Annotated in this window: 15 protein-coding genes; 8 read left to right on the forward strand and 7 right to left on the reverse strand. The window is 67.6% G+C overall.

Features of this window, described 5'->3' with window-relative positions; translation table 11 throughout:
* The first annotated feature begins 12 nt into the window (after positions 1–12).
* A complete protein-coding gene (gene leuS / locus LQZ85_RS07580) occupies positions 13–2,589 on the forward strand; it encodes a leucine--tRNA ligase (RefSeq protein WP_053099152.1) in 2,577 nt (858 codons plus the stop codon).
* A gap of 107 nt (positions 2,590–2,696) precedes the next feature.
* Positions 2,697–3,302 carry a ComEA family DNA-binding protein gene (locus LQZ85_RS07585; RefSeq protein WP_230100736.1) on the forward strand — a complete coding sequence of 202 codons (606 nt, stop codon included), beginning with the start codon at positions 2,697–2,699 and terminating at the stop codon, positions 3,300–3,302.
* A gap of 48 nt (positions 3,303–3,350) precedes the next feature.
* Here the strand turns inward: LQZ85_RS07585 and LQZ85_RS07590 are convergent, their stop codons facing one another.
* Complete coding sequence (locus LQZ85_RS07590) at positions 3,351–4,625, reverse strand: FAD-dependent oxidoreductase (protein ID WP_056278903.1); 1,275 nt, start codon at positions 4,623–4,625, stop codon at positions 3,351–3,353.
* 360 nt (positions 4,626–4,985) lie between these two features.
* On the opposite strand from LQZ85_RS07590, the gene LQZ85_RS07595 reads away from it, so the two are divergent.
* Together LQZ85_RS07595 and holA are read left to right on the forward strand one after the other, a co-directional pair.
* On the forward strand, positions 4,986–7,277 hold the full coding sequence (locus LQZ85_RS07595) for a ComEC/Rec2 family competence protein (RefSeq protein WP_230100737.1): 2,292 nt from the start codon (positions 4,986–4,988) through the stop codon (positions 7,275–7,277).
* A 40-nt stretch (positions 7,278–7,317) separates the two neighbouring features.
* On the forward strand, positions 7,318–8,355 hold the full coding sequence (holA, locus tag LQZ85_RS07600) for a DNA polymerase III subunit delta (protein ID WP_230100738.1): 1,038 nt from the start codon (positions 7,318–7,320) through the stop codon (positions 8,353–8,355).
* Between the two features lie 127 nt (positions 8,356–8,482).
* Here holA and rpsT read toward each other — a convergent pair whose 3' ends face one another.
* Positions 8,483–8,743 carry a 30S ribosomal protein S20 gene (gene rpsT, locus LQZ85_RS07605; protein ID WP_053096545.1) on the reverse strand — a complete coding sequence of 87 codons (261 nt, stop codon included), beginning with the start codon at positions 8,741–8,743 and terminating at the stop codon, positions 8,483–8,485.
* A gap of 236 nt (positions 8,744–8,979) precedes the next feature.
* Between rpsT and LQZ85_RS07610 the strand changes: the two genes are divergently transcribed.
* Positions 8,980–10,245 (forward strand): MFS transporter, encoded by a 1,266-nt coding sequence (locus LQZ85_RS07610; RefSeq protein ID WP_230100739.1) that lies wholly within the window; start codon positions 8,980–8,982, stop codon positions 10,243–10,245.
* On the opposite strand, the gene LQZ85_RS07615 is transcribed toward LQZ85_RS07610, so the two are convergent.
* The 5 genes from LQZ85_RS07615 to LQZ85_RS07635 all read right to left on the reverse strand — a co-directional run bounded on the left by LQZ85_RS07615 (position 10,196) and on the right by LQZ85_RS07635 (position 16,711).
* Complete coding sequence (locus LQZ85_RS07615) at positions 10,196–10,963, reverse strand: alpha/beta hydrolase (protein ID WP_056278900.1); 768 nt, start codon at positions 10,961–10,963, stop codon at positions 10,196–10,198. The genes LQZ85_RS07610 and LQZ85_RS07615 overlap by 50 nt on opposite strands.
* Positions 10,964–11,046: 83 nt before the next feature.
* On the reverse strand, positions 11,047–12,759 hold the full coding sequence (locus LQZ85_RS07620) for an ABC transporter family substrate-binding protein (RefSeq protein ID WP_053096539.1): 1,713 nt from the start codon (positions 12,757–12,759) through the stop codon (positions 11,047–11,049).
* 117 nt (positions 12,760–12,876) lie between these two features.
* Entirely contained in the window at positions 12,877–14,808 is a 1,932-nt protein-coding gene (locus tag LQZ85_RS07625) for an ABC transporter ATP-binding protein (RefSeq protein ID WP_230100740.1), read from the reverse strand.
* Complete coding sequence (locus tag LQZ85_RS07630) at positions 14,805–15,728, reverse strand: ABC transporter permease (RefSeq protein WP_053096534.1); 924 nt, start codon at positions 15,726–15,728, stop codon at positions 14,805–14,807. The genes LQZ85_RS07625 and LQZ85_RS07630 overlap by 4 nt, the downstream gene beginning before the upstream one ends.
* Positions 15,728–16,711, reverse strand: coding sequence for an ABC transporter permease (locus LQZ85_RS07635; protein WP_053096532.1), 984 nt, complete (start codon positions 16,709–16,711; stop codon positions 15,728–15,730). Before LQZ85_RS07635 ends, LQZ85_RS07630 begins: the two co-directional genes overlap by 1 nt.
* A 240-nt stretch (positions 16,712–16,951) precedes the next feature.
* On the opposite strand from LQZ85_RS07635, the gene lepA reads away from it, so the two are divergent.
* The 3 genes from lepA (at position 16,952) to hemW (ending at position 20,762) form a co-directional block, all read left to right on the forward strand.
* Positions 16,952–18,805 (forward strand): translation elongation factor 4, encoded by a 1,854-nt coding sequence (gene lepA, locus LQZ85_RS07640; protein ID WP_053096530.1) that lies wholly within the window; start codon positions 16,952–16,954, stop codon positions 18,803–18,805.
* A 69-nt stretch (positions 18,806–18,874) separates the two neighbouring features.
* On the forward strand, positions 18,875–19,528 hold the full coding sequence (locus LQZ85_RS07645) for a DUF1990 family protein (protein WP_053096528.1): 654 nt from the start codon (positions 18,875–18,877) through the stop codon (positions 19,526–19,528).
* Positions 19,529–19,544: 16 nt separating this feature from the next.
* Positions 19,545–20,762, forward strand: coding sequence for a radical SAM family heme chaperone HemW (gene hemW, locus LQZ85_RS07650; protein ID WP_056278899.1), 1,218 nt, complete (start codon positions 19,545–19,547; stop codon positions 20,760–20,762).
* Positions 20,763–20,843 lie beyond the last annotated feature (81 nt).

The raw sequence follows: 20,843 nt of genomic DNA on the forward strand, positions 1-20,843 counted from the left end.
GTCGTGCGTTCGTTGTCTGAGAACCTGTCCACCTCTCCCGTCGCCGAGGAGACCTCCTCGGCGCACGCTATCCAGGCCAAGTGGCAGAAGTACTGGGCGGAGAACGAGACGTTCCTCACCGGCGGCGACGATGACAAGCGGCCCCGCCGCTACGTGCTGGCGATGTTCCCCTACCCCTCCGGCGACCTGCACATGGGGCACGCGGAGAACTACCTGTATTCGGACATCGTGGCCCGGTTCTGGCGCCACCGCGGGCACAACGTGCTCAACCCGATCGGCTGGGACTCCTTCGGACTGCCTGCGGAGAACGCGGCGATCCGTCAGGGTGCGGATCCCCGTGAGTGGACCTACCAGAACATCGCTCAGCAGAAGCAGGCGTTCCAGAACTACGGCGTCTCGTTCGACTGGTCGCGAGTGCTGCACACCTCCGACCCCGAGTACTACCGCTGGAACCAGTGGCTGTTCCTGAAGCTGCACGAGCGAGGTCTGGCGTACCGCAAGAAGAGCGCGGTCAACTGGTGCCCGAACGACCAGACCGTGCTCGCGAACGAGCAGGTCGTCGACGGCCGTTGCGATCGCTGCGGTGCCGAGGTCGTGAAGAAGAAGCTGACTCAGTGGTACTTCAAGATCACGGACTACGCCGACCGGCTGCTCGATGATCTGAACCAGCTCGAGGGCTTCTGGCCGCACAAGGTGCTGCAGATGCAGCGCAACTGGATCGGACGCTCGATCGGCGCCGACGTCGACTTCCGCATCGAGGGGCGCGACGAGCCCGTCACCGTGTTCTCGACGCGTCCTGACACCCTGCACGGAGCGACGTTCTTCGTCGTCGCCCCCGATTCCGACCTGGCTTCGGAGCTCGCAGCGGATGCTCCGGCCGACGTGCGCGAGCGATTCCAGAAGTACCTGGCCGATGTGCAGAAGACCACCGACGTCGACCGACAGGCCACCGATCGCCCGAAGACCGGGGTCTTCCTCGAGCGGTACGCGATCAACCCGGTCAACGGCGAGAAGCTGCCGGTCTGGGCGGCGGACTACGTGCTGGCCGATTACGGTCACGGAGCGGTCATGGCCGTGCCGGCGCACGACCAGCGAGACCTGGACTTCGCCCGCGCCTTCGACCTGCCCGTGAAGGTCGTCGTCGACACGACGGCGCCGGTCACCGGTGCGATGCCGGTCATCGAGGTCGATGAAGAGGGCGTGCCGATCGACACCGGCGCGGCGCTCGACGAGCAGAACCCCGCCTCCACCGGCATCGCTCTGACGGGAGAGGGCCGGATGATCAACTCCGGACCGCTCAACGGTCTGTCCAAGCGCAATGCGATCGCCCGTGCGATCGAGCAGCTCGAGGCGTCCGGCACCGGGCGCGCCGCCAAGAACTACCGTCTGCGCGATTGGCTGATCTCGCGTCAGCGCTTCTGGGGCACGCCGATCCCGATGCTGCACGCGGAGGACGGCCGGATCATCCCCGTGCCCGAAGAGCAGCTGCCGGTGAAGCTGCCCAGCGTCGAGGGGCTCGACCTCAAGCCCAAGGGATCGTCGCCGCTCGGCGCCGCTGAGAGCTGGGTCCGCACGGTGGATGCCGCCAGCGGTGACCCCGTTCTGCGGGATCCGGACACGATGGACACGTTCGTCGACAGCTCGTGGTACTTCCTGCGATTCTTGTCGCCGAACAGCGACACGGTCGCGTTCGACCCGGCTCAGGCCGCCCGCTGGTCGCCGGTCGACTCTTACATCGGCGGCGTCGAGCACGCCATCCTGCACCTGCTGTACGCGCGATTCATCACCAAGGTGCTGTTCGACATGGGGCTGATCGACTTCACCGAGCCCTTCTCGAACCTCATCAACCAGGGCATGGTCCTGCTCGACGGCGCCAAGATGTCGAAGAGCAAGGGCAACCTGGTGCTCTTCGAAGAGGAGCTCGACGCCTACGGCGCCGATGCGCTGCGCGTGGGTCTCGCGTTCGCCGGACCGGTCGAAGACGACAAGGACTGGGCCGACGTCTCGACGACCGGTGCGCAGAAGTTCCTGGCCCGCGCGTTGCGCATCGCCCACGAGGTGTCCTCTCCTGTCGACGTCGTGTTCGCGGGCGGAGATGCGGCGCTGCGTCGAGCCACGCACAAGCTGCTGGCAGATGCTCCTGGGCTCGTCGAGCAGACGAAGTTCAACGTCCTGGTCGCGCGTCTGATGGAGCTGGTCAACGTCACCCGCAAGACGATCGACGGTGCCGCAGGCGCCGCTGATCCGGCGGTGCGTGAGGCGGCCGAGACCGTCGCCGTGATGCTCGATCTGATCGCCCCGCACACCGCGGAGGAGATGTGGGAGATCCTCGGACACGAGCCGTCCGTCGGGCTCGTCACCTGGCGCTCCGCCGACCCGGCGCTGCTCGTCGAGGACACCGTGACCGCCGTCGTGCAGGTGGGCGGCAAGGTCCGCGCTCAGCTCGAGGTGCCCGCGCGCATCGGCGAGGCCGAGCTCGAATCGCTCGCCCGTGCCGACGAGCGGGTCATTCGCTCGATCGGCGACCGCGAGATCGTCAAGGTCGTCGTGCGCGCCCCGAAGATCGTCAGCATCGTCGTGAAGGGCTGACCGACCGCGTCGCCAGCCGCTCTGCACATCCGGCCGCCCACGGGGGTTCTCCCCGACGGGCGGCCGGACGCATGAGAGGCGTCCGTTCGCTGGCATAGCGTTGCGGGATGCCCGAATCCGCCGCTTCCTCACCGGCGCCCCGCCGGTCGCGGCTGGGGGTCGGCGCCGCCGTCGTGCTGGCGCTCGTCGTGCTGTCCGCGGCCGTCGGGCTCGGGCTGATGCGGGGGCAGGCCGTGCCGACCGAATCGGTGCCGTTGGCCACCGAGGCCGCCGAGAGCGGCGGATCGACGGGAGAGCTGTACGTGCACGTGCTGGGCGCGGTCGAGCATCCGGGACTCTATGTCCTCGATCTCGACTCCCGGCTGGTCGATGCGGTGGCGGCGGCCGGCGGGACCACTGACGATGCCGACCTGACCGCGGTCAATCTCGCCCGCGTGCTCTCGGACGGCGAACAGATCAGCGTGCCGGTCGTGGGTGCCGCAGCCGCGGAGGGGCCGCCGGGAGCAGGCGCGCCCGCGGACGATCTGGTGGATCTCAACACCGCAGATCAGGCGGCGCTCGAGACTCTGCCGCGCATCGGCCCCGCCCTGGCCGAGCGGATCATCGCCTGGCGTGACGAGAACGGTCGGTTCACATCGGTCGATGACCTGCTGTCGGTCCGCGGCATCGGAGAGAAGCTGCTCGCCGGCATCCGCGACGGTGTGCGGGTGTGATGCGCGGTCTGCGGGCGCTGTCTCTCTCTCGCCTGAGTCCGAGCGTCGTCAGCTGTGCAGCGACGTGCCGCTTCTCGACGCCCCCGAGTCGGTCAGGACGGCACGTGCGGCACGCTCGCCGGAAGCGAGGGCGCCTTGGATCGACGCGGTGTCTCTGTGATCCCCGGCTGCATACAGCCGCTCGGCGTAGCGCGGCGATCGCGGTGGGCCGAGCGGTGCCGGTTGGGCAGGCAACGCGTCGACGATGTCGTCGCGCCGGATCAGCTGCCACGCGCTGATGTCCGTATCCCAGACCTCTTCGAGGTGGCGGCGCACGTCGAACTCGTCGGCGGATGCGCCGCCACGCGGCAGCAGGCAGGTCGCGGCGATGAGGTGACGTCCGGCCGGCGCATACGAGGGCACGGTGTGCGTCATCACGACGGTGTTCACGACGGGGCCTCCACCTCGGCCGTCGACGGTGAGCAGTGCGGATCTGCTGGGAGGTTCAGTGGCGGCGAACCACCACGTCTGCAGACCTCTCGTGACCGGACGGGCGAGACCGGTGAGGTCGCTGACGGCATCGGCGCCGACTGCGACCACCGCCCGAGCCGCTCGCACGGAGTCGCCGTCGCTCAGCCCCACCGTGATCTCCTCTCCTCCTGCTGAGATGCCTCCCGCGCGCGCGCCGAGACGGATGTCAGTACCCGCCGCGCGCGCGTGCGCGGCGAGCTGCTCGGGGACAGCGGCGATCCCCTGTGCGGGAAGCCCGGGTCGGCCGAGCGCGAAGTAGCGTACGAGCAGTCGCGCGAAGGCGTTCGATGTCTCGCCGCCTCTCTCCGCCAGAACCCCGGCGAGAAACGGCTCGAGTACAGCGGTGCGAAGCGGGCCACGAAGCCCCGCGGCATCCCATCCCTCGCGCATGGTGGCATCGTTCCGAGCCAGATGCGAGAGCGGACGCACCAGTGCCGGCGCGGCCCAGCGTGCCAGCGCGACGGCATCCCGACCGCTCACCAGGTCGCTGCGCAGAGACGTGACGATCGACAGCGGATGCCGAAGCGGATGCCGCAGCTCGGCCACCCCGTCCGTCGTGCGCACCCGCACGCCCACAGGGAAGCTCCCGAGCGCGAGTGCGTCGAGATCGACGCTGCGCCGAAGTGCCGGGTAGGCCGGGTTGAGGACCTGGAACCCGCGGTCCAGCCGGAAGCCGTCGATGATGTCGGTGCGCTGGCGTCCGCCGACCGCATCCGCGGCCTCGAGGACGACGACGTCGAGTCCGTGAGCGGAGAGCAGTCCCGCGCAGCGGAGCCCTGCGAGGCCGGCGCCGATCACGATCACGTCATGCATTCGCGATGACCTCTGCTCGGCGCGCCAGAAAGTTCCGCACCAGAGTCAGGTGACTGGGCTGGTGCTCTGCGATGTCGCGTACGTCGACCATTCCCCGAGTATGCCTGAGTCGCTCGGTGTGGTGGACGGTGTCGGCTGTCGGAACGGCCCGCGGTCGGTGAATCGAAGTGCCCGCGGTCCTCACGCAGAGATCATCGCTTCGCATTCGGCGCTCCTGCACGCCGCGTCGGCATCGATGTGTTGTCCACCGACCGGGGCGCGGTTGCGCTGCGAGGTGGTCGCACGCCGCTACGTTGTCCTGATGCACCGGCTGCCGATGAGATGCGACCCGCGGGTTCGACCGCGCGATGACGCGCGGGTATGAGCCGGGATCTGCGTCTGCTGCCGATCGCGGGCGGAGTGTGGGCGTTCGCCCTGGTCTGCGTGTTCGTGCCTCCAGCTGCGCAGTGGTGCCTTCTCGGTGGCGTGCTGGGGGCGGCGGCGTCGCTGTTGTGGATGCTGCGGCGGTCGTCCGCCGCGGCGTCCATGGCCGGGGTGGTGCTCGTGATGCTCGCCGCGATCGCCGCTGTCTCCGTCACTGCTCTTGCCGCGACACCGGCGCGCGAGGGCGCCGCGTCGTGGGACGGACGTGTGGTCGAGGTGACGGGGGAGGTCAGCACCTCGGCGTCGGTCGGTCGGGATGGGCGCCTGTGGATGGAGGTGCAGCTCACGGGCATCGGGTCGCCGGGGTCGGTGCGGGCGGCATCGGCTCCGGTGCGGATCGGCATCGACCCGGCCGGCGGGTTCGATCTCGGCGCCACAGTCCGGGTGAAGGGCGAGGCGGCGGCGACGGATCCGGGGGAGAGGGCAGCGCTCGTCGTGTTCGCGAGCGAGGCGTCGGTCGAGGAGCCGGCATCCGGGGTCTTCGCGGTCGCGGCCGGATTGCGCAGCGCTTTCATCGACCGGGCGCAGCGACTTCCCGAGCCCGGAGCGGGCCTGCTTCCCGGACTCGCAGTCGGCGACACCCGCGCGGTGTCGACCGAGCTGAACGATGACATGCGCACCAGCGGTCTCAGCCACCTGACGGCGGTCTCCGGAGCGAACTGCGCCATCGTCGTCGGGGCGGTGTTCTGGTTGGCTGCGCTGTGCGGCGCCGGACGGGGGACTCGAGTCGTCGCGGCCGCTCTCGGTCTCGCGGGCTTCGTCGTCCTCGTGACGCCGGAACCCAGCGTGGTCAGGGCGGCGGTCATGGCGGGTGTCGCGATGCTGTCACTGCTTCTCGGGCGGCCGAGCGCGGGTGCGGGGATGCTGGCGCTCAGCGCGAGCGGCATCCTGATCGCCGACCCGTGGCTGGCCTCGACTGCGGGATTCGCGCTCTCGGTCTCCGCATCGGGTGCGCTGATCCTGCTCTCGCCGTCGCTCACCCGCGGACTCGCGCGATTCATGCCGCAACCTCTCGCTCTCGCGATCGCCGTGCCGACGTCCGCACAGCTCGTGTGCGGCCCCGTCATCGCCCTCTTCGCAGAGCAGCAGTCTCTCGTGGGGCTCGTGGCGAACCTGCTGGCTGCGCCCGCGGCGCCGATCGCCACTGTCATCGGCCTCCTCGCGTGTCTCGCCGCTCCGGTGGGCGTTCTCGCCGACCTTCTGGCGGCGTCGGCATGGTTGCCCGCCGCGTGGATCGCGCAAACGGCCAGCATCACGGCCAGGCTGCCGTTCGCTCAGATCGCCATGGTGCCCGGCATCGCCAGCGCCGTGCTGGTCGGCGTCGTGAGCGCGGCGATCGGGGTGATTCTCGCCGATGGGTACCGCGCGGTGCCGGTCGTCAGGGGTGTCGCAGCGGCCGTGCTGGCAGTCGCGCTCGCCCTGGGCGGTGCGCATGTGGTGCTCAACGGTCCGCTGGCGACCGCGACCACTCCGGACGAATGGTCGGTCGCCGCCTGCGATGTGGGCCAGGGAGACGCACTCGTCGTGCGCTCGAAGGGGGCGATCGCACTGATCGATACCGGGCCGGAACCAGAGCTGCTCGCCTCGTGTCTGCGCGAACTCGGTGTCGAACGCGTGGATCTGCTCGTGCTCACGCACTTCGATCTGGATCACGTCGGCGGGGTCGAGGCTGTTCAGGGGAGAGTCGAGGCGGTGCTGCACGGGCCACCGGGGGAGAGCGGTGACGAGCGGATGCTGCAGCACCTCGGCGACGGCGGTGCGACGGTCGGTCAGGCGGCAGCGGGCATGCGGGGTGACCTGGGCGCGGCGTCCTGGCAGGTGCTGTGGCCGCAGCGTGGGTCGGAGGCGTTCCCGCCGGGCAACGACCAGAGCGTGGTTCTGGAGATAGGTGGCGGCGGCGTACCCCGCTCGCTCTTCCTGGGCGACCTGTCGGGGGAGGCGCAGCGGATGCTGGAACGCACCGCGCATCTCCGAGGCGGCTACGCGGTGGTCAAAGTCGCCCATCACGGCAGCGCCGACCAGGACTTCCCGCTCTATCAGGACCTGCACCCGAGTGTCGCGCTGTTCAGCGCAGGCGTCGACAACGACTACGGGCATCCGCGAGCGGAGACTCTGGCATCGCTCGAAGCTGCCGGTGCGCGAGTGCTGCGGACCGACCAGCAGGGCCGTCTCCTCGTGGGCCTCGCGGGGGACGAGCTTCAGCTGTGGGCCGAGAAGCAGCCACCCTGACGACGGGGTCGACGTCTGTGGCCCCCGGTAGTCTGGAGACATGGCTGCTTCTCGTACTCCTTCCCGCGGTGGGACCAAGGCAGCCAAGGTCCCGCAGGTGTCGTGGCGCGATCCGCGTCCGGCGCCGGTGGTGCTCGTGTTCGGCCCGGAGGAGGTCTGCGCAGAGCGCGCGATCGCCGGAGTCCGCGACTACCTCCGCACCGAAGACCCCGCGCTCGAGGTGACCGATGTCCGCGCTGATGACTACGCGCCCGGGACCCTCCTCGCGCTGACCTCGCCGTCGTTGTTCGGGGAACCCCGGCTGGTGCGCGTGTCGGGGGTGGAGAAGTGCTCGGATGCCTTCTTGCAGGAGGCTGTGTCCTACCTCGACCACCCGCAGGAGGGTGCGACAGTGATCCTGCGCCACACCGGGGCCAGCGTCCGCGGCAAGAAGCTGCTCGATGCGGTGCGCGCCGGGACGGGCGACGGCATCGAGATCCCGTGCCCTGCGATCAAGCGCGACGGCGACCGCGTCGACTTCGCTGCCGGCGAGTTCTCTGCGGCGAAGAAGCGGATCGCCCCGCCTGCGTTGCGCGCTCTGGTCTCGGCCTTCGCCGATGATCTCACCGAACTCGCGGCGGCATGCCAGCAGCTGATCGGCGACGTCGAGGGCGATGTCACCGAAGAAGTCGTCACCAAGTACTACGGCGGGCGGGTCGAAGTCTCTGCCTTCATCGTCGCTGACACGGCGATCGCCGGACGCTATGGCGAGGCTCTCGTGGCCCTGCGCCATGCCCTCGCCTCCGGCGCCGACCCCGTGCCGATGGTCGCGGCGTTCGCGATGAAGCTGCGCACCATGGCGCGCGTCGCCGGAAACCGCGAGCCGAGCCGTCAGCTCGCGCAGCGACTGGGAATGAAGGACTGGCAGGTCGACCGTGCGCGACGCGACCTCGCCGGATGGAACGAGCGTTCGCTGGGAATGGCCATCCAGGCGACGGCGCGCGCCGATGCCGAAGTCAAGGGTGCCGCCCGCGACCCGATCTTCGCTCTCGAGCGGATGCTCACCGTCATCGCCACCCGCCAGCCGTTCGGCGAGTGAGCGCGGTCTGACGCGCGGCAGCTGCCTCGTCCGTCGAGATCGCTGGCACACACGGTTCCGAGCACGCGAAAGAGCCCGCCCCGCGAACGGGACGGGCTCTTGTCACACCGTCAGGCGTGGAATCGGCTCAGAGAGCGGAGACCTGCTTGGCGATGGAGGACTTGCGGTTCGCAGCCTGGTTCTGGTGGATGACACCCTTGCTGACGGCCTTGTCGAGCTTGCGGGAGGCAGCCTTCAGAGCAGCCTCGGCTGCAGCCTTGTCACCGGAGACGACAGCGGCGCGGGTCGCGCGGATGTGCGTCTTCAGCTCGCTCTTCACGGCCTTGTTGCGCTCGTGAGCCTTGTCGTTGGTCTTGTTGCGCTTGATCTGCGACTTGATGTTTGCCACGTGTGGACGCTTTCTGTACGGAGTTGTTAGGAAATGCCGGCAGAAGAAGAGGGCTTCCACTCGGCGGTCGTGAGGGAAGAACCCACACGCAAGCCAAGAACCAACTCTACCAGCATCCGGGCGGTTCACCCTAAACGAGCGAGGTGTCCTCGTCACTGATGCGGTGTCGGTGCGTGTGGGTGCACAATCATCAGTATCCCGACACTCGCGTCGCGACCCCGACGTCAAGGAGCGACATGAGCCCCGCCCTCCCATCCGGATCGCCGGTGTCCGCTCTGCGGAGAGTCGGACCGCCATGGATGACCGTCTTCACGCTCGCCTGGCTGGCGATCTGGACGGTGCAGCTCACTCCGGTCCAGTTGCTCCTCCCCTTGCAGTTGAACACGTCTGAGAAGGACTGGATACCCGGCGTCATCTCGTCCGGGCTGGTGCTCGGCATCGGCGGTCTCGCAGGGATCGTCGCGGGCCCGTTGGCCGGGGCGCTGTCGGATCGCGCGGCCGTCGGACGGCGGCGTCGGCGACCATGGGCGATCGGTGGCGTGCTCGTCACCGCGCTGTTCCTCGTGGTGACCGGTTTCAGTGAGGGGCCCTGGGCCGTGGGAGGAGCCTGGGTCGGTGTGTCGATCGGCGTCGCGGTGTCGTCGGCCGCCTTCACCGCACTGATAGCGGACCAGCTTCCTCCGACGCAGCGTGGCGCCGCATCCGCCGCCGTGGGCTCCAGTCAGGCGGTGGGCATCGTGCTCGGCGTCGGGCTCGTGGTGCTCCTCGGGCTCGGCATCCGTGAGGGGTACCTGCTGCTCGCCGGGATCATCGCGACGGTGGGAATCGGTGCAGCGCTGCTTCTGCCCGATCCGCCCGCGGCCGTCGACGCGACTCCGGTGACGCGTGATCGTCATCTGCTGGCATCGCTGCGCGATCGGGATTTCACCTGGATGCTGTCGGGCCGGCTCGTGACCAACATCGGCAACGCGCTCGGCACCGCACTGTTCCTCTTCTTCCTGCTCCATGGTCTGCACCAGGAGACGACGGTGGCGCAGGACAACCTGCTGCTCCTGATCGTGGTCTACACGCTGTTCGTGGTGCTCGCATCGGTGTTCACCGGTGTGCTCTCCGATCGCACGGGCAACCGGCGTTCCCTCACGATCCTGGCGACCCTGGTGCAGGCGGCCTCCGGCGTCGTGATCGCCGTCGTGCCGACCTTCGAGGCGACGATGGTCGCCGCCGCGCTCATGGGGCTCGGCTACGGCGCGTTCTCGACCGTCGGGCTCGCCTTCGCCGCCGACCTGCTGCCCGGCGAGAGGGACCACGCCCGTGACCTCGGCATCGTCTACGTCACGGCGGCACTCGGCCAGCTGATCGGCCCGGTGCTCGGGGCGGGGCTCGTCGCGCTCGTCGGGGGATTCTGGCTGGTGTTCGCAGCAGCCGCCGTGCTGTCGCTCGTGGGCGGTGCGCTCACGGCTCTGGCGAGGCAGCCGGCGCGGGAGCCGCGGCCTCACCCGTAGCATCGGATTCGATGGTCGCGACGGCCAACCGCAGGACGGCGTTGAAGATCTGCGGACGCATCGCCGTGACGAGGTGCGTGGTGCGCGGCACGACGATGAGCTCTGCGTGAGGCGCGAGCCGTCGGAAGAGGGCCTCGTTGACTCGCAGCTGATCCCACTGTCCGTTCACGAACCACAGCGGCACGCGGATGCGGGCGACCGCTGTCGCGAGATCGAGCGTGGCGAGATTTCGCAGTGCCGTGTCCTGGGTGTCCAGCGCATAGCCGCCGGCGGCGAAATCGGAGCGCGTCTCTTCGGGGATCGTCGCTTCGAGGATGCGTTTCGTGATCCACATCCCGCGATCGGGCAGCCGATCGACGGCGCGCGCGATCGCGCGATACGCCGCGAGACCGGCGCCTCGGGGGAGCGACGTGCACGACGCGGCGACGAGCCCCGCGACCCTCGGTGCCTCCGCTCCGCCGACGTAGGCGAGTGTCAGCAGGCCGCCCATCGAGTGCCCGACGAGCAGCACGGGACCTCGCGTCGCTGCGTCGCGCACCGCGACGTCGATGGTGTGGAGCGCCTCGTGCAGGGTGAAGTCCTCCTCCATCCGGGTGCCATGCCCGGGAAGGTCGACAGCGACGGCCCCGATGCCCTGCTCCTCGAGGAAGGCGAGTTGCGACCGCCACATCGTCGCGGACGTACGGATGCCGTGCACGAAGACGATCTGGACGCTCACGCGTTCAGCATAGAGAAAAGCGGGGCCGGTGGATGGACCACCGACCCCGCTGCGAAGCTCTGACGAGTCAGGCTCCGAATGGATTACTTCTCGTATCCCACGTTCTCCACCGGCGTGATGCCGAAGAGGTCGAGACCCACGTAGGGCTCGGGCGTGAGGTTGGCGAGGCCTTCCTTGACGGTCCAGATCTCCGGGCCGTTGAGGACCGGGATGATGCCCCAGGTCTTCGCGAAGATCTCGGACTCCATCTCCATGGCCTTCTTGGTCTGCTCGACCGGGTCGGAGATCGTCTCGAGCTCCTCGTGGATCATCGTGTCGATCTCCTCGGTGCCGGTGCCCGACAGGTTCAGGCCGCTGTCCGAGCAGTACAGCTGGCAGAACCAGGCGGCACCGAACGGGTCGGACGAGGTGAAGTTGAGGAAGAAGATGTCACCGTTCTGCGTGGTGTAGTCCTCGGCGAAGTCGGCGGACGGACGGGTGTCGATCGTCACCTCGACGCCGACCTCCTTCAGCTGCGCCTGAACGGCGAGCGAACGCGCGCGCGCGGTCTCGGTGTCGGAGTGCACGGGGAAGACGAGCGACAGGCGCTGGCCGTCCTTCTCGCGGATGCCGTCGGCACCGGCGACCCAGCCGGCCTCATCGAGGAGCTTGTTGGCACCCTCGGTGTCGCCGTCCTTGCGGCCGGCCTCCTCCAGCGCGTTGACATAGTCAGGCTGGAACGAGAAGAGGGTCAGGGACCCTGCGGGCTCCTCGGTGTAGTTCAGACCGTTGAAGACGATGTCCTTGACCTGCTCGATGCTGATCGCCTCGAACACGGCCTTGCGGACCTCGAGGTCGGACAGCACCGGGTTGGTCGAGTTCAGCGTGAAGATCGCGTTCGCGGTCGCCTGACCCTTGTAGGTCTTGACGCCTTCGAGACCCTCGACCTGTGCGAGCAGCTCGGCGCTGCCGGTCTCGGCCATGTCGACCTCGCCGTTGCGCAGTGCGTTGACCGCCGCGGTCGGCTCCATCTGGATGAAGGAGACCTTGTCGAGCAGCGGGGCGTTGCCCCACCACTTCTCATTCGGGACGAGCGTGACGACGCCGCCGGTCTTGTCGAAGTTGTCGACCGTGTAGGGGCCTGCGGCCCATTCCGGGTGCCAGTCGCCGAGGAACGCCGTGTTGAACAGCTCAGGCGTGTTGACGGCCGGGTGCAGCAGCTGCGAGTAGACCATCTCGGGCCAGGCGAACTCGCCCTTGAAGGTCACGATGACGTCGCGGTCGTTCTCGCCGGCCTCGACGGACTCGATCTCCTTCCAGCCGTCGGTCGCGTTGGGCTGGTACTCCTCGTTCTCGCCGCTCTGGGCTTCCCAGGTGGCCTTGAACGCGGTGACGTCGATGGGCGTGCCGTCGTTCCAGACAGCCTTCTCGTTGACCTTGAAGTGCAGGACGGTCTTGCCGTCTTCGACACCGAAGGAGTAGTCGTCGAGGTATGCGTCGTTCTTCTTGACGGTGCCGTCAGGATCCATCAGCAGGATCTGGGGGCGGAACCACGTCCCGATCTGGGTGACGCGGGCGTCACCGTCGCTGTGGAAGTAGTTCAGCTGCTCGGCGATGTTCGAGACGGGGATGCGGAGTTCGCCGCCCTCTGCGAGGTTCTCACGGGGCTGCGGGTTGTAGTCCGCGCCCTCGACCGTCTGAGCTTCGCCTTCACCGCTGTTGCCGCCGCCGTTGCCTGCCGGTGCGCACCCGCTCATGACGAGGGCGAAGGCGGCGCCGAGAGCAGCGATGCCCATCAGCTTCTGATGCCGTTTCATGGTACTCCTTAGTGCCTGTCGGCCTTACTTGGGATAGGGGCAGACTAACCCCGCAACTCTCGGGCGAAACCCCAGTGACACGGAACCGTTATCGGACTGTGCACATCGGTACACAGGTCAGCTGACGGCGATGGCCTCTGCGTCGAAACCCTCGACGGGAAGGATGATCCGCTCGCGCGTGCGCTCGATGTCGGGGTCGGGGATCGGGATCGCCGAGAGCAGCGCCTTCGTGTAGGGGTGCTGCGGATCGTCGAACACCTGATCGACGTCTCCGTGCTCGACGAACGAGCCCTTGTACATCACTGCGACCCGGTCGGCGATGTGGCGTACGACGGCGAGGTCGTGCGCCACGAACAGGTAGGACAGCCCGAGCTTGGCCTTCAGCTCGTCGAGCAGGTTGATCACGCCGGCCTGGATCGAGACGTCGAGAGCCGAGACGGGCTCGTCGAGCACCACGATCTTCGGGTTGGTCGACAGTGCTCGTGCGATTCCGATGCGCTGACGCTGACCACCCGAGAACGCCTGGGGGAAGCGGTCGCTGTGCGCCGGGTCGAGACCCACGAGACCCATGAGCTCCTCGACGCGATCGAACACGTCGTCCTTGCTCATGCCGATCGCGAGCATCGGCTCGGCGATGATGTCCCAGACCGTCATGCGAGGGTCGAGCGCCCCCATCGGGTCCTGGAAGACGATCTGAAGATCACGACGGAGCTTTCGCTCCTCCGCTCGGTTCTTGATGTCAGCGACGCTCGTGCCGCCGATGCGGATGTCGCCGTCCTCCTGGGCGACGAGATCCATGATCTGGAGGAGCGTCGTCGTCTTCCCGCTGCCCGACTCGCCGACGATCGCGAGGGTCTCGCCCTGGCGGATGTCGAAGCTGATCCCCTTGACGGCGTGCACCTCGCCGACCTTGCGCTTGAAGAGCGCACCCTTCATGAGGGGGAAGGTCTTGTTGAGGTTGACCGCCTCGAGGGTGATGGGACGATCCTCGCGGGGCACCTTCGCCAGCCCGCTCTCGGGGATCTCCGGGATGGGGAAGACGGGGAGCCCGCCGATGCGTCCGTCGTCGTCGATGTCGTTCGCGCGGATGCAGGCGACGGAGTGGTCGGAGTGACCCTCGGTGGAGATGGGGAGCAGATCGGGCTCGCGCTGCAGGCACGCGTCGATCGCGATGGGGCATCGCGCCGCGAACGGGCACGCATCCGGCAGATTGATCAGGAGTGGGGGGTTGCCCTTGATCGGGATCAGCGGCACCTTCTCGGTCTTGTCCACCCGCGGGATGGCACCCAGAAGGCCGATCGAGTACGGCATCCGGGTGCGGTAGAACAGCTCGCGCACCGGGGCCTGCTCGACGGGCTTGCCGGCGTACATCACCAGCACGTCGTCGGCGGTCTTGGCGACCACCCCCATGTCGTGCGTGATGATGATCATCGCGGCGCCGGTCTCCTGCTGCGCCTTCTCCATGAGCTCGAGGATCTGCGCCTGGATGGTGACGTCCAGTGCGGTCGTCGGCTCGTCCGCGATGATGAGCTTGGGATTGTTGGCCATCGCGATCGCGATCACGACACGCTGACGCATGCCGCCGGAGAACTCGTGCGGGAAGGCCTTCATGCGGCGCTCCGCCTCGGGGATCCCGACGAGCTTCAGCAACTCGACGGACCGATCCCAGGCGTCCTTCTTCGACAGCCGACGATGCACCGTGAGAGCCTCGATCAGCTGGTCGCCGATCGTGAACACGGGCGTGAGCGACGTCAGCGGGTCCTGGAAGACCATGGCCATCCCGTTGCCGCGGATCACCGAGAGCTGCTTGTCGGACTTGCCGAGCAGTTCCTGGCCGTCATAGATGATCGACCCGGTGACCTTGGCGTTGTCGTCGAGCAGGCCCATGATCGCGAGCGAGGTGACGGACTTGCCCGAACCGGATTCGCCGACGATGCCGAGGGTGCGACCCTCTTCGAGGTCGAACGAGACGCCGCGCACGGCATCGACTCGACCGGCTTCCGACAGGAAGCTGACCTTGAGGTCTCGGACGGAAAGGACAGTACTCATGCGCGACCTCCAGCCGCAGAGGTCGGATCCAGGGCGTCGCGCAGACCGTCGGCGATGAGAGCCATCGAGACGGTGAGCAGGGTGAGCGCCGCTGCAGGGAAGTAGAAGAGCCACGGTGCGCTCACCAGAGTGCTGGAGCCGTAGCCGATCAGGGCGCCGAGCGAGACGTCGGGCAGCTTCACACCGAAGCCGAGGAACGAGAGCGCGGTCTCGGTGAGGACGGCCGACACGACGCCGAGCGTGAAGTTGATCACCAGCAGCGACCCGATGTTCGGGAGCATGTGACGCAGGACGATCCGCATCCCCGAGAGCCCGGCGTAGCGAGCGGCATGCACGTACTCGCGCTCGCGGATCGACAGCGACAGGGTCCAGATGATCCGGGCAGGGAAGAACCAGCCGACGACGAAGATCATGACGAGCGAGATCACCAGCCAGTTCCCGCCGGCGTCGTTCGAGATCATCGCGAGGATCAGGAAGTTCGGGACCACCATCATGAAGTGGATGATCGCGAGCATGATCCGCTCGTACCGGCCGCCGAAGTAGGCGGCGGTGGCACCGATGAGTGCAGAGACGACCGTGGTGCCGATGGCCACGAGGGCAGCGATCATCATGGAGCGCTGAAGACCGACGGCGACCTGAGCGAAGTTGTCGTTGCCCGAACCGTTCGTCCCGAACCAGTGCTCGGCCGAGGGAGCCTGGCGCAGTGCGAGGAAGTCGAGGTCGGTGTGCGAGTACGGAGCGATGAGCGGTCCCACGATCGCGAACACCACCAGAAGCGCGAGGATGACGACGCCGATCAAGGCACCGCGGTTGCGCAGGAACCGACGCGTGTACAGCGTCAGCATCGAGGTGCGCTTGCGGTTCTTCGGCTTCTCCGGCTCGGCGATCTCGGGGGACACCCCGATGGCTTCCAGGGACATCAGCTCACCCGCACTCTCGGATCGAGGACGACCACGGCGACGTCAGCGAGGATCGCGCCGATCGCCGTCATCAGGGCGCCGAACGCCGCGACTGCGACCACGCCGTGAATGTCGTTGTTGTTCAGGGTCTGGATGAAGTACCGACCCATTCCGTTCCAGTTGAAGATCGTCTCGGTCAGCACCGCTCCGGTGAAGACCGCGGGGATCGTGAACGCGACCTGCGTCGTGACGGGGATCAGCGACGTCCGCAGCGCGTGCTTGCGGATGGCCTGCTGCTTGGTGAGTCCCTTGGCACGGGCGGTGCGAACGTAGTCCGCCTTGATGTTGTCGAGCAGCAGCGAGCGCTGCAGGAAGTGGATGGACGCGTAGCCCGTGAGCACCAGGCCGAGTGTGGGGAGCGTCAGATGTTGGAGGACGTCTATGAGGACGGGGAAGAATCCCTCGACCCCCTGACTGGAGGATCCGACGACGTAGAAGACGGTCGTGCCGACCGCGTTGTTGAAGTTGATCGCGAGCAGAACCAGAGCGAATCCCGCAACGACCGTGGGGATGTTCATCGTGATGATGCTCGTGCCCTGACCGATGCGGTCGGCCAGTTTGTACTGACGGGATGCCGTGTAGACACCGAGGGCGATGCCCAGGATGGTCGTGATGATCGTCGCCCCGAGCACGAGCTCGGCGCTGATCCAGACGCGGTATGCGACCTGCTCGTTGACGGACTCGCCTGTGGGGCCGACTCCCCAGTCCCAGCGGAAGAGGATGCTGGAGAACCAGGTCCACCATCGTTCGATCAGGGGGACCGATTCGCTGAGGTTGCGAGGCTTCAGCAGCGCATCGATCTGATCGGGCGAAAGCGGAGGTCGACGTCCGACGTAGTTGTTCTCGGGATCGAGATACAGCCACGCGAGGAAGTAGGTGATGTTCGTCGCGATGACGATCATCAGCACCCATCCCAGCAGGCGGCGCAACAGATACTTGATCAAGGTGATGATTCTTTCTCTTTTACAGACGCGCGCGGGATCCGCCGACGCAACGCTGAGCCGGGAAGACAGTCAATCACCATCAGCCGATCTGCGCGACACGACGCCTGCACTTGGTCTGTGACGGAGTCTTATCGCTCACGGGATCCGGTGTCACGGATGGCTCCCGGGCAACCTCGGCAGAATATCACCGGATCGCACGAAGCGGGCATAAGCCTCACCTCACCGTAGAATCGTCAGGACATGTCACCACGCGCTCTCACTCCGCTTCAGCCTGCCGCGACGCCTTCGGCGCAGATCCGCAACTTCTGCATCATCGCGCACATCGACCACGGCAAGTCGACCCTCGCCGACCGCATGCTCCAGATCACCGGCGTGGTCTCGGATCGCGACATGCGCGCGCAGTACCTCGACCGCATGGACATCGAGCGTGAGCGCGGCATCACCATCAAGAGCCAGGCCGTGCGGATGCCGTGGGAGATCGACGGCGAGACCTTCGCGCTCAACATGATCGACACCCCGGGGCACGTCGACTTCACCTACGAGGTGTCCCGGTCTCTCGCCGCCTGCGAGGGCGCGATCCTGCTCGTCGACGCCGCCCAGGGCATCGAGGCCCAGACTCTGGCGAACCTCTACCTCGCGCTCGAGAACGACCTGCACATCATCCCGGTGCTGAACAAGATCGACCTGCCGGCGGCCGACCCCGACAAGTACGCCAAGGAGCTGGCATCGCTCATCGGCGGCAAGCCCGAGGACGTGCTCCGTGTCTCGGGCAAGACCGGTGTCGGCGTCGAGGAGCTGCTCGACCGACTGGTCAAGGAGATCCCCGCACCCGTCGGAGACGCCGATGCTCCGGCCCGCGCCATGATCTTCGACTCCGTCTACGACGCCTACCGCGGGGTCGTCACCTACGTCCGCATGGTGGACGGCAGCCTGTCGCCCCGCGAGCGCATTCAGATGATGTCGACGGGTGCCAACCACGAAGCGCTCGAGGTCGGCGTGTCGAGCCCCGAACCGGTGCCGTCCAAGGGGCTCGGCGTCGGCGAGGTCGGCTACCTCATCACCGGAGTGAAGGACGTCCGTCTGTCGAAGGTCGGTGACACGATCACGACGGCACGCAGGCCCTCGACCCAGGCTCTGCCGGGCTACACCGACCCGAAGCCGATGGTCTTCTCGGGGATCTACCCGATCGACGGCAGCGATTACGCGGAGCTCCGGGAGGCGCTCGACAAGCTCAAGCTCTCCGACGCCTCGCTGCAGTACGAGCCTGAGACCTCGGTCGCCCTCGGTTTCGGCTTCCGCTGCGGGTTCCTGGGACTCCTGCATCTCGAGATCATCACCGAGCGTCTCGAGCGAGAATTCGGCCTCGACCTCATCACCACCGCACCCAGCGTGATCTACGAGGTGCTCACGAGCGACACAGGCGAGACCGTGACGGTGACGAACCCGAGCGAGTACCCCGACGGTCGCATCGGCTCGGTGTCGGAGCCGATGGTGAAGACCGCGATCCTGCTGCCCAAGGACTACGTGGGCACGGTCATGGAGCTCTGCCAGTCTCGTCGCGGAGCGCTGCTGGGCATGGAGTACTTCTCCGAGGAGCGCGTGGAGCTCCGCTACATGATGCCGCTCGGTGAGATCGTCTTCGACTTCTTCGACCAGCTCAAGTCCAAGACCCAGGGCTATGCCTCGCTCGACTACGAACCCGCCGGACAGCAGGAGGCGGACCTGGTCAAGGTCGACATCCTGCTGCAGGGTGACAAGGTCGACGCGTTCAGCTCGATCGTGCACCGCGACAAGGCCTACGCCTACGGCACGCTGATGACGGAGCGACTGCGCAAGCTGATCCCTCGCCAGAACTTCGAGGTGCCGATCCAGGCCGCTATCGGCGCCAGGATCATCGCCCGCGAGACGATCAGGGCGCTGCGCAAGGACGTGCTCGCCAAATGCTACGGCGGTGACATCAGCCGCAAGCGCAAGCTCCTCGAGAAGCAGAAAGAGGGCAAGAAGCGCATGAAGATGGTCGGTCGTGTCGAAGTGCCGCAGGAGGCGTTCATCGCAGCGCTCTCCGGCGACGTCGAGGGCAAGGACAAGAAGTAGGACCTTCAGGCCGGGCTGTTCCCGGCGTGGAGGGTGATCGTCCAGGGAACGGGAAGTAGGCTGGAACGCATGCGGCGCGGGACTTTCCGAGACGACACGGTTGACTATGCGGCCGTGGGTGCGACCCACGCGCCCGATCTGATGCAGTACCCGCCGGAGCGCAGCATCCCGGCGGAGAACTCCTGGCGGATCGGCAGCGGTCATGACCGCTTCCAGTCCGCGGGCGAAGCTCTGCTGACCTGGACCGCGCAGCGCGCGGCGGGCCTCAGCATCGAGGATGTGCGTCCCGCGCCCGGTCCCGCCTACGCCGGTGTCAGCTTCGACGCCGAGGGCACGCCGATCGCACCGAGCAAAAACGACGTCGAACAGCGCTTCGACGCGGAAGGCACCCCGTTCGCCGGCCCGGGCATGACGTTGCGCCTGCATGGGCGGGTTGCCGGCATGCGGGCGGATGCCGAGCTGCGCGTGATCTCCGTGACCGAGGAGAAGCGCCGGATCGGATTCGTGCTGGGCACGGTCGGAGGCTCGGTGGTGCGCGGTGAGGAGTCCTTCGACATCGACTGGCGTGAGGACAACGACGAGGTGTGGTTCTCCGTCCGTGCCTTCGACGCGCCGAACTCCCTGCTCTACCGCGTCGTCCCGCCGCTGGTGAAGCGCCGTCGCCGGGAACTGTTCGCACGCTATCTGCGGGCGATCTCGCCGCTGTACGCGACTCCGGTCTGATGGTCGCACCTCTCTGATGGCCGGTCCGCTTCCACTCGGCGATCCGGCACCGGCAGACGGACATCTGCCCTCCGATCTGCCGATCGATTCCTCCGTGCCCTTCTCCGCATATCTGCACGTCCCCTTCTGCCGGGTGCGGTGCGGCTACTGCGACTTCAACACCTACACCTCGGGAGAGCTCCGCGGCGCGAAGCAGGAGGACTACGCCTCGACGCTCATCACCGAGATCGCCCTGGCGAGGCGCGTTCTCGCGGATGCGGGCGCGCTGCGCCCGATGGACACCGTGTTCTTCGGCGGCGGCACGCCGACTCTCCTGCCCGCGGGAGATCTCGCCCGGATGCTCGGTGCGGCGACCGACGCGTTCGGCCTCGTCGACGGCGCCGAGATCACGGTCGAGGCGAACCCCGACACGGTGACGCCCGAGGTCGCGCGGACCCTCGCGGATGCCGGCGTCACGCGGCTGTCGATCGGCATGCAGTCGGCAGTGCCGCATGTGCTCGCCGCTCTCGACCGCACTCATCGCCCTGAGAATGTGACGACAGCGGTCGCCGCGGCGAAGGACGCTGGCCTCGCCGTGAGCGTGGACCTCATCTACGGCGCCCCCGGTGAGTCGATCGGTGATTGGGAGGCGTCGCTCGATGCGGCGCTCGCACTCGAGTCGGACCACATCTCGGCGTACGCGCTGATCATCGAGGACGGCACGAAGCTCGCGCGACAGATCCGCCGAGGCGAGGTGCCGGCGCCGGACGACGACCTGCAGGCCGACATGTACGAGCTCGCCGATGCGCGTCTCGCAGCGGCGGGCTTCGACTGGTACGAGATCAGCAACTGGTCTCGCTCGCCCGAGCAGCGTTCGCGGCACAATCTCGCCTACTGGCAGGGGAGCGACTGGTGGGGATTCGGTCCCGGCGCGCACAGTCACGTCGCCGGCCTGCGGTGGTGGAACGTCAAGCATCCGGCCGCGTATGCACAGCGGCTCGCCGCAGCGGAGTCTCCCGCCGCCGGCACGGAGCGGCCGGACGAGCAGTCGACGACGCTCGAGCGCATCCTGCTGCTGAGTCGCATCCGCGAGGGCATCGCCGTCAGCGACCTCGCCGCGGACAAGAGGACACGCGTCGCGGGTCTGATCGCGGATGGGCTCGTCGACCCGGCCGCTGCCGTTCGCGGACGCGTGCAGCTCACACTGCGGGGGCGCCTGCTCGCCGATGCCGTCGTGCGTGAGCTCACCGACTGATCGGCGACCGCTGAGTCCGGACATCGTGCCGGATCAGCACGTGGTCGGCGTCGGCGGGTAGAATTGGCACTCGTAGCCAGT

Origin of the sequence: Microbacterium sp. Bi98, assembly GCF_918698045.1 — a bacterium.
Classification (GTDB): domain Bacteria; phylum Actinomycetota; class Actinomycetes; order Actinomycetales; family Microbacteriaceae; genus Microbacterium.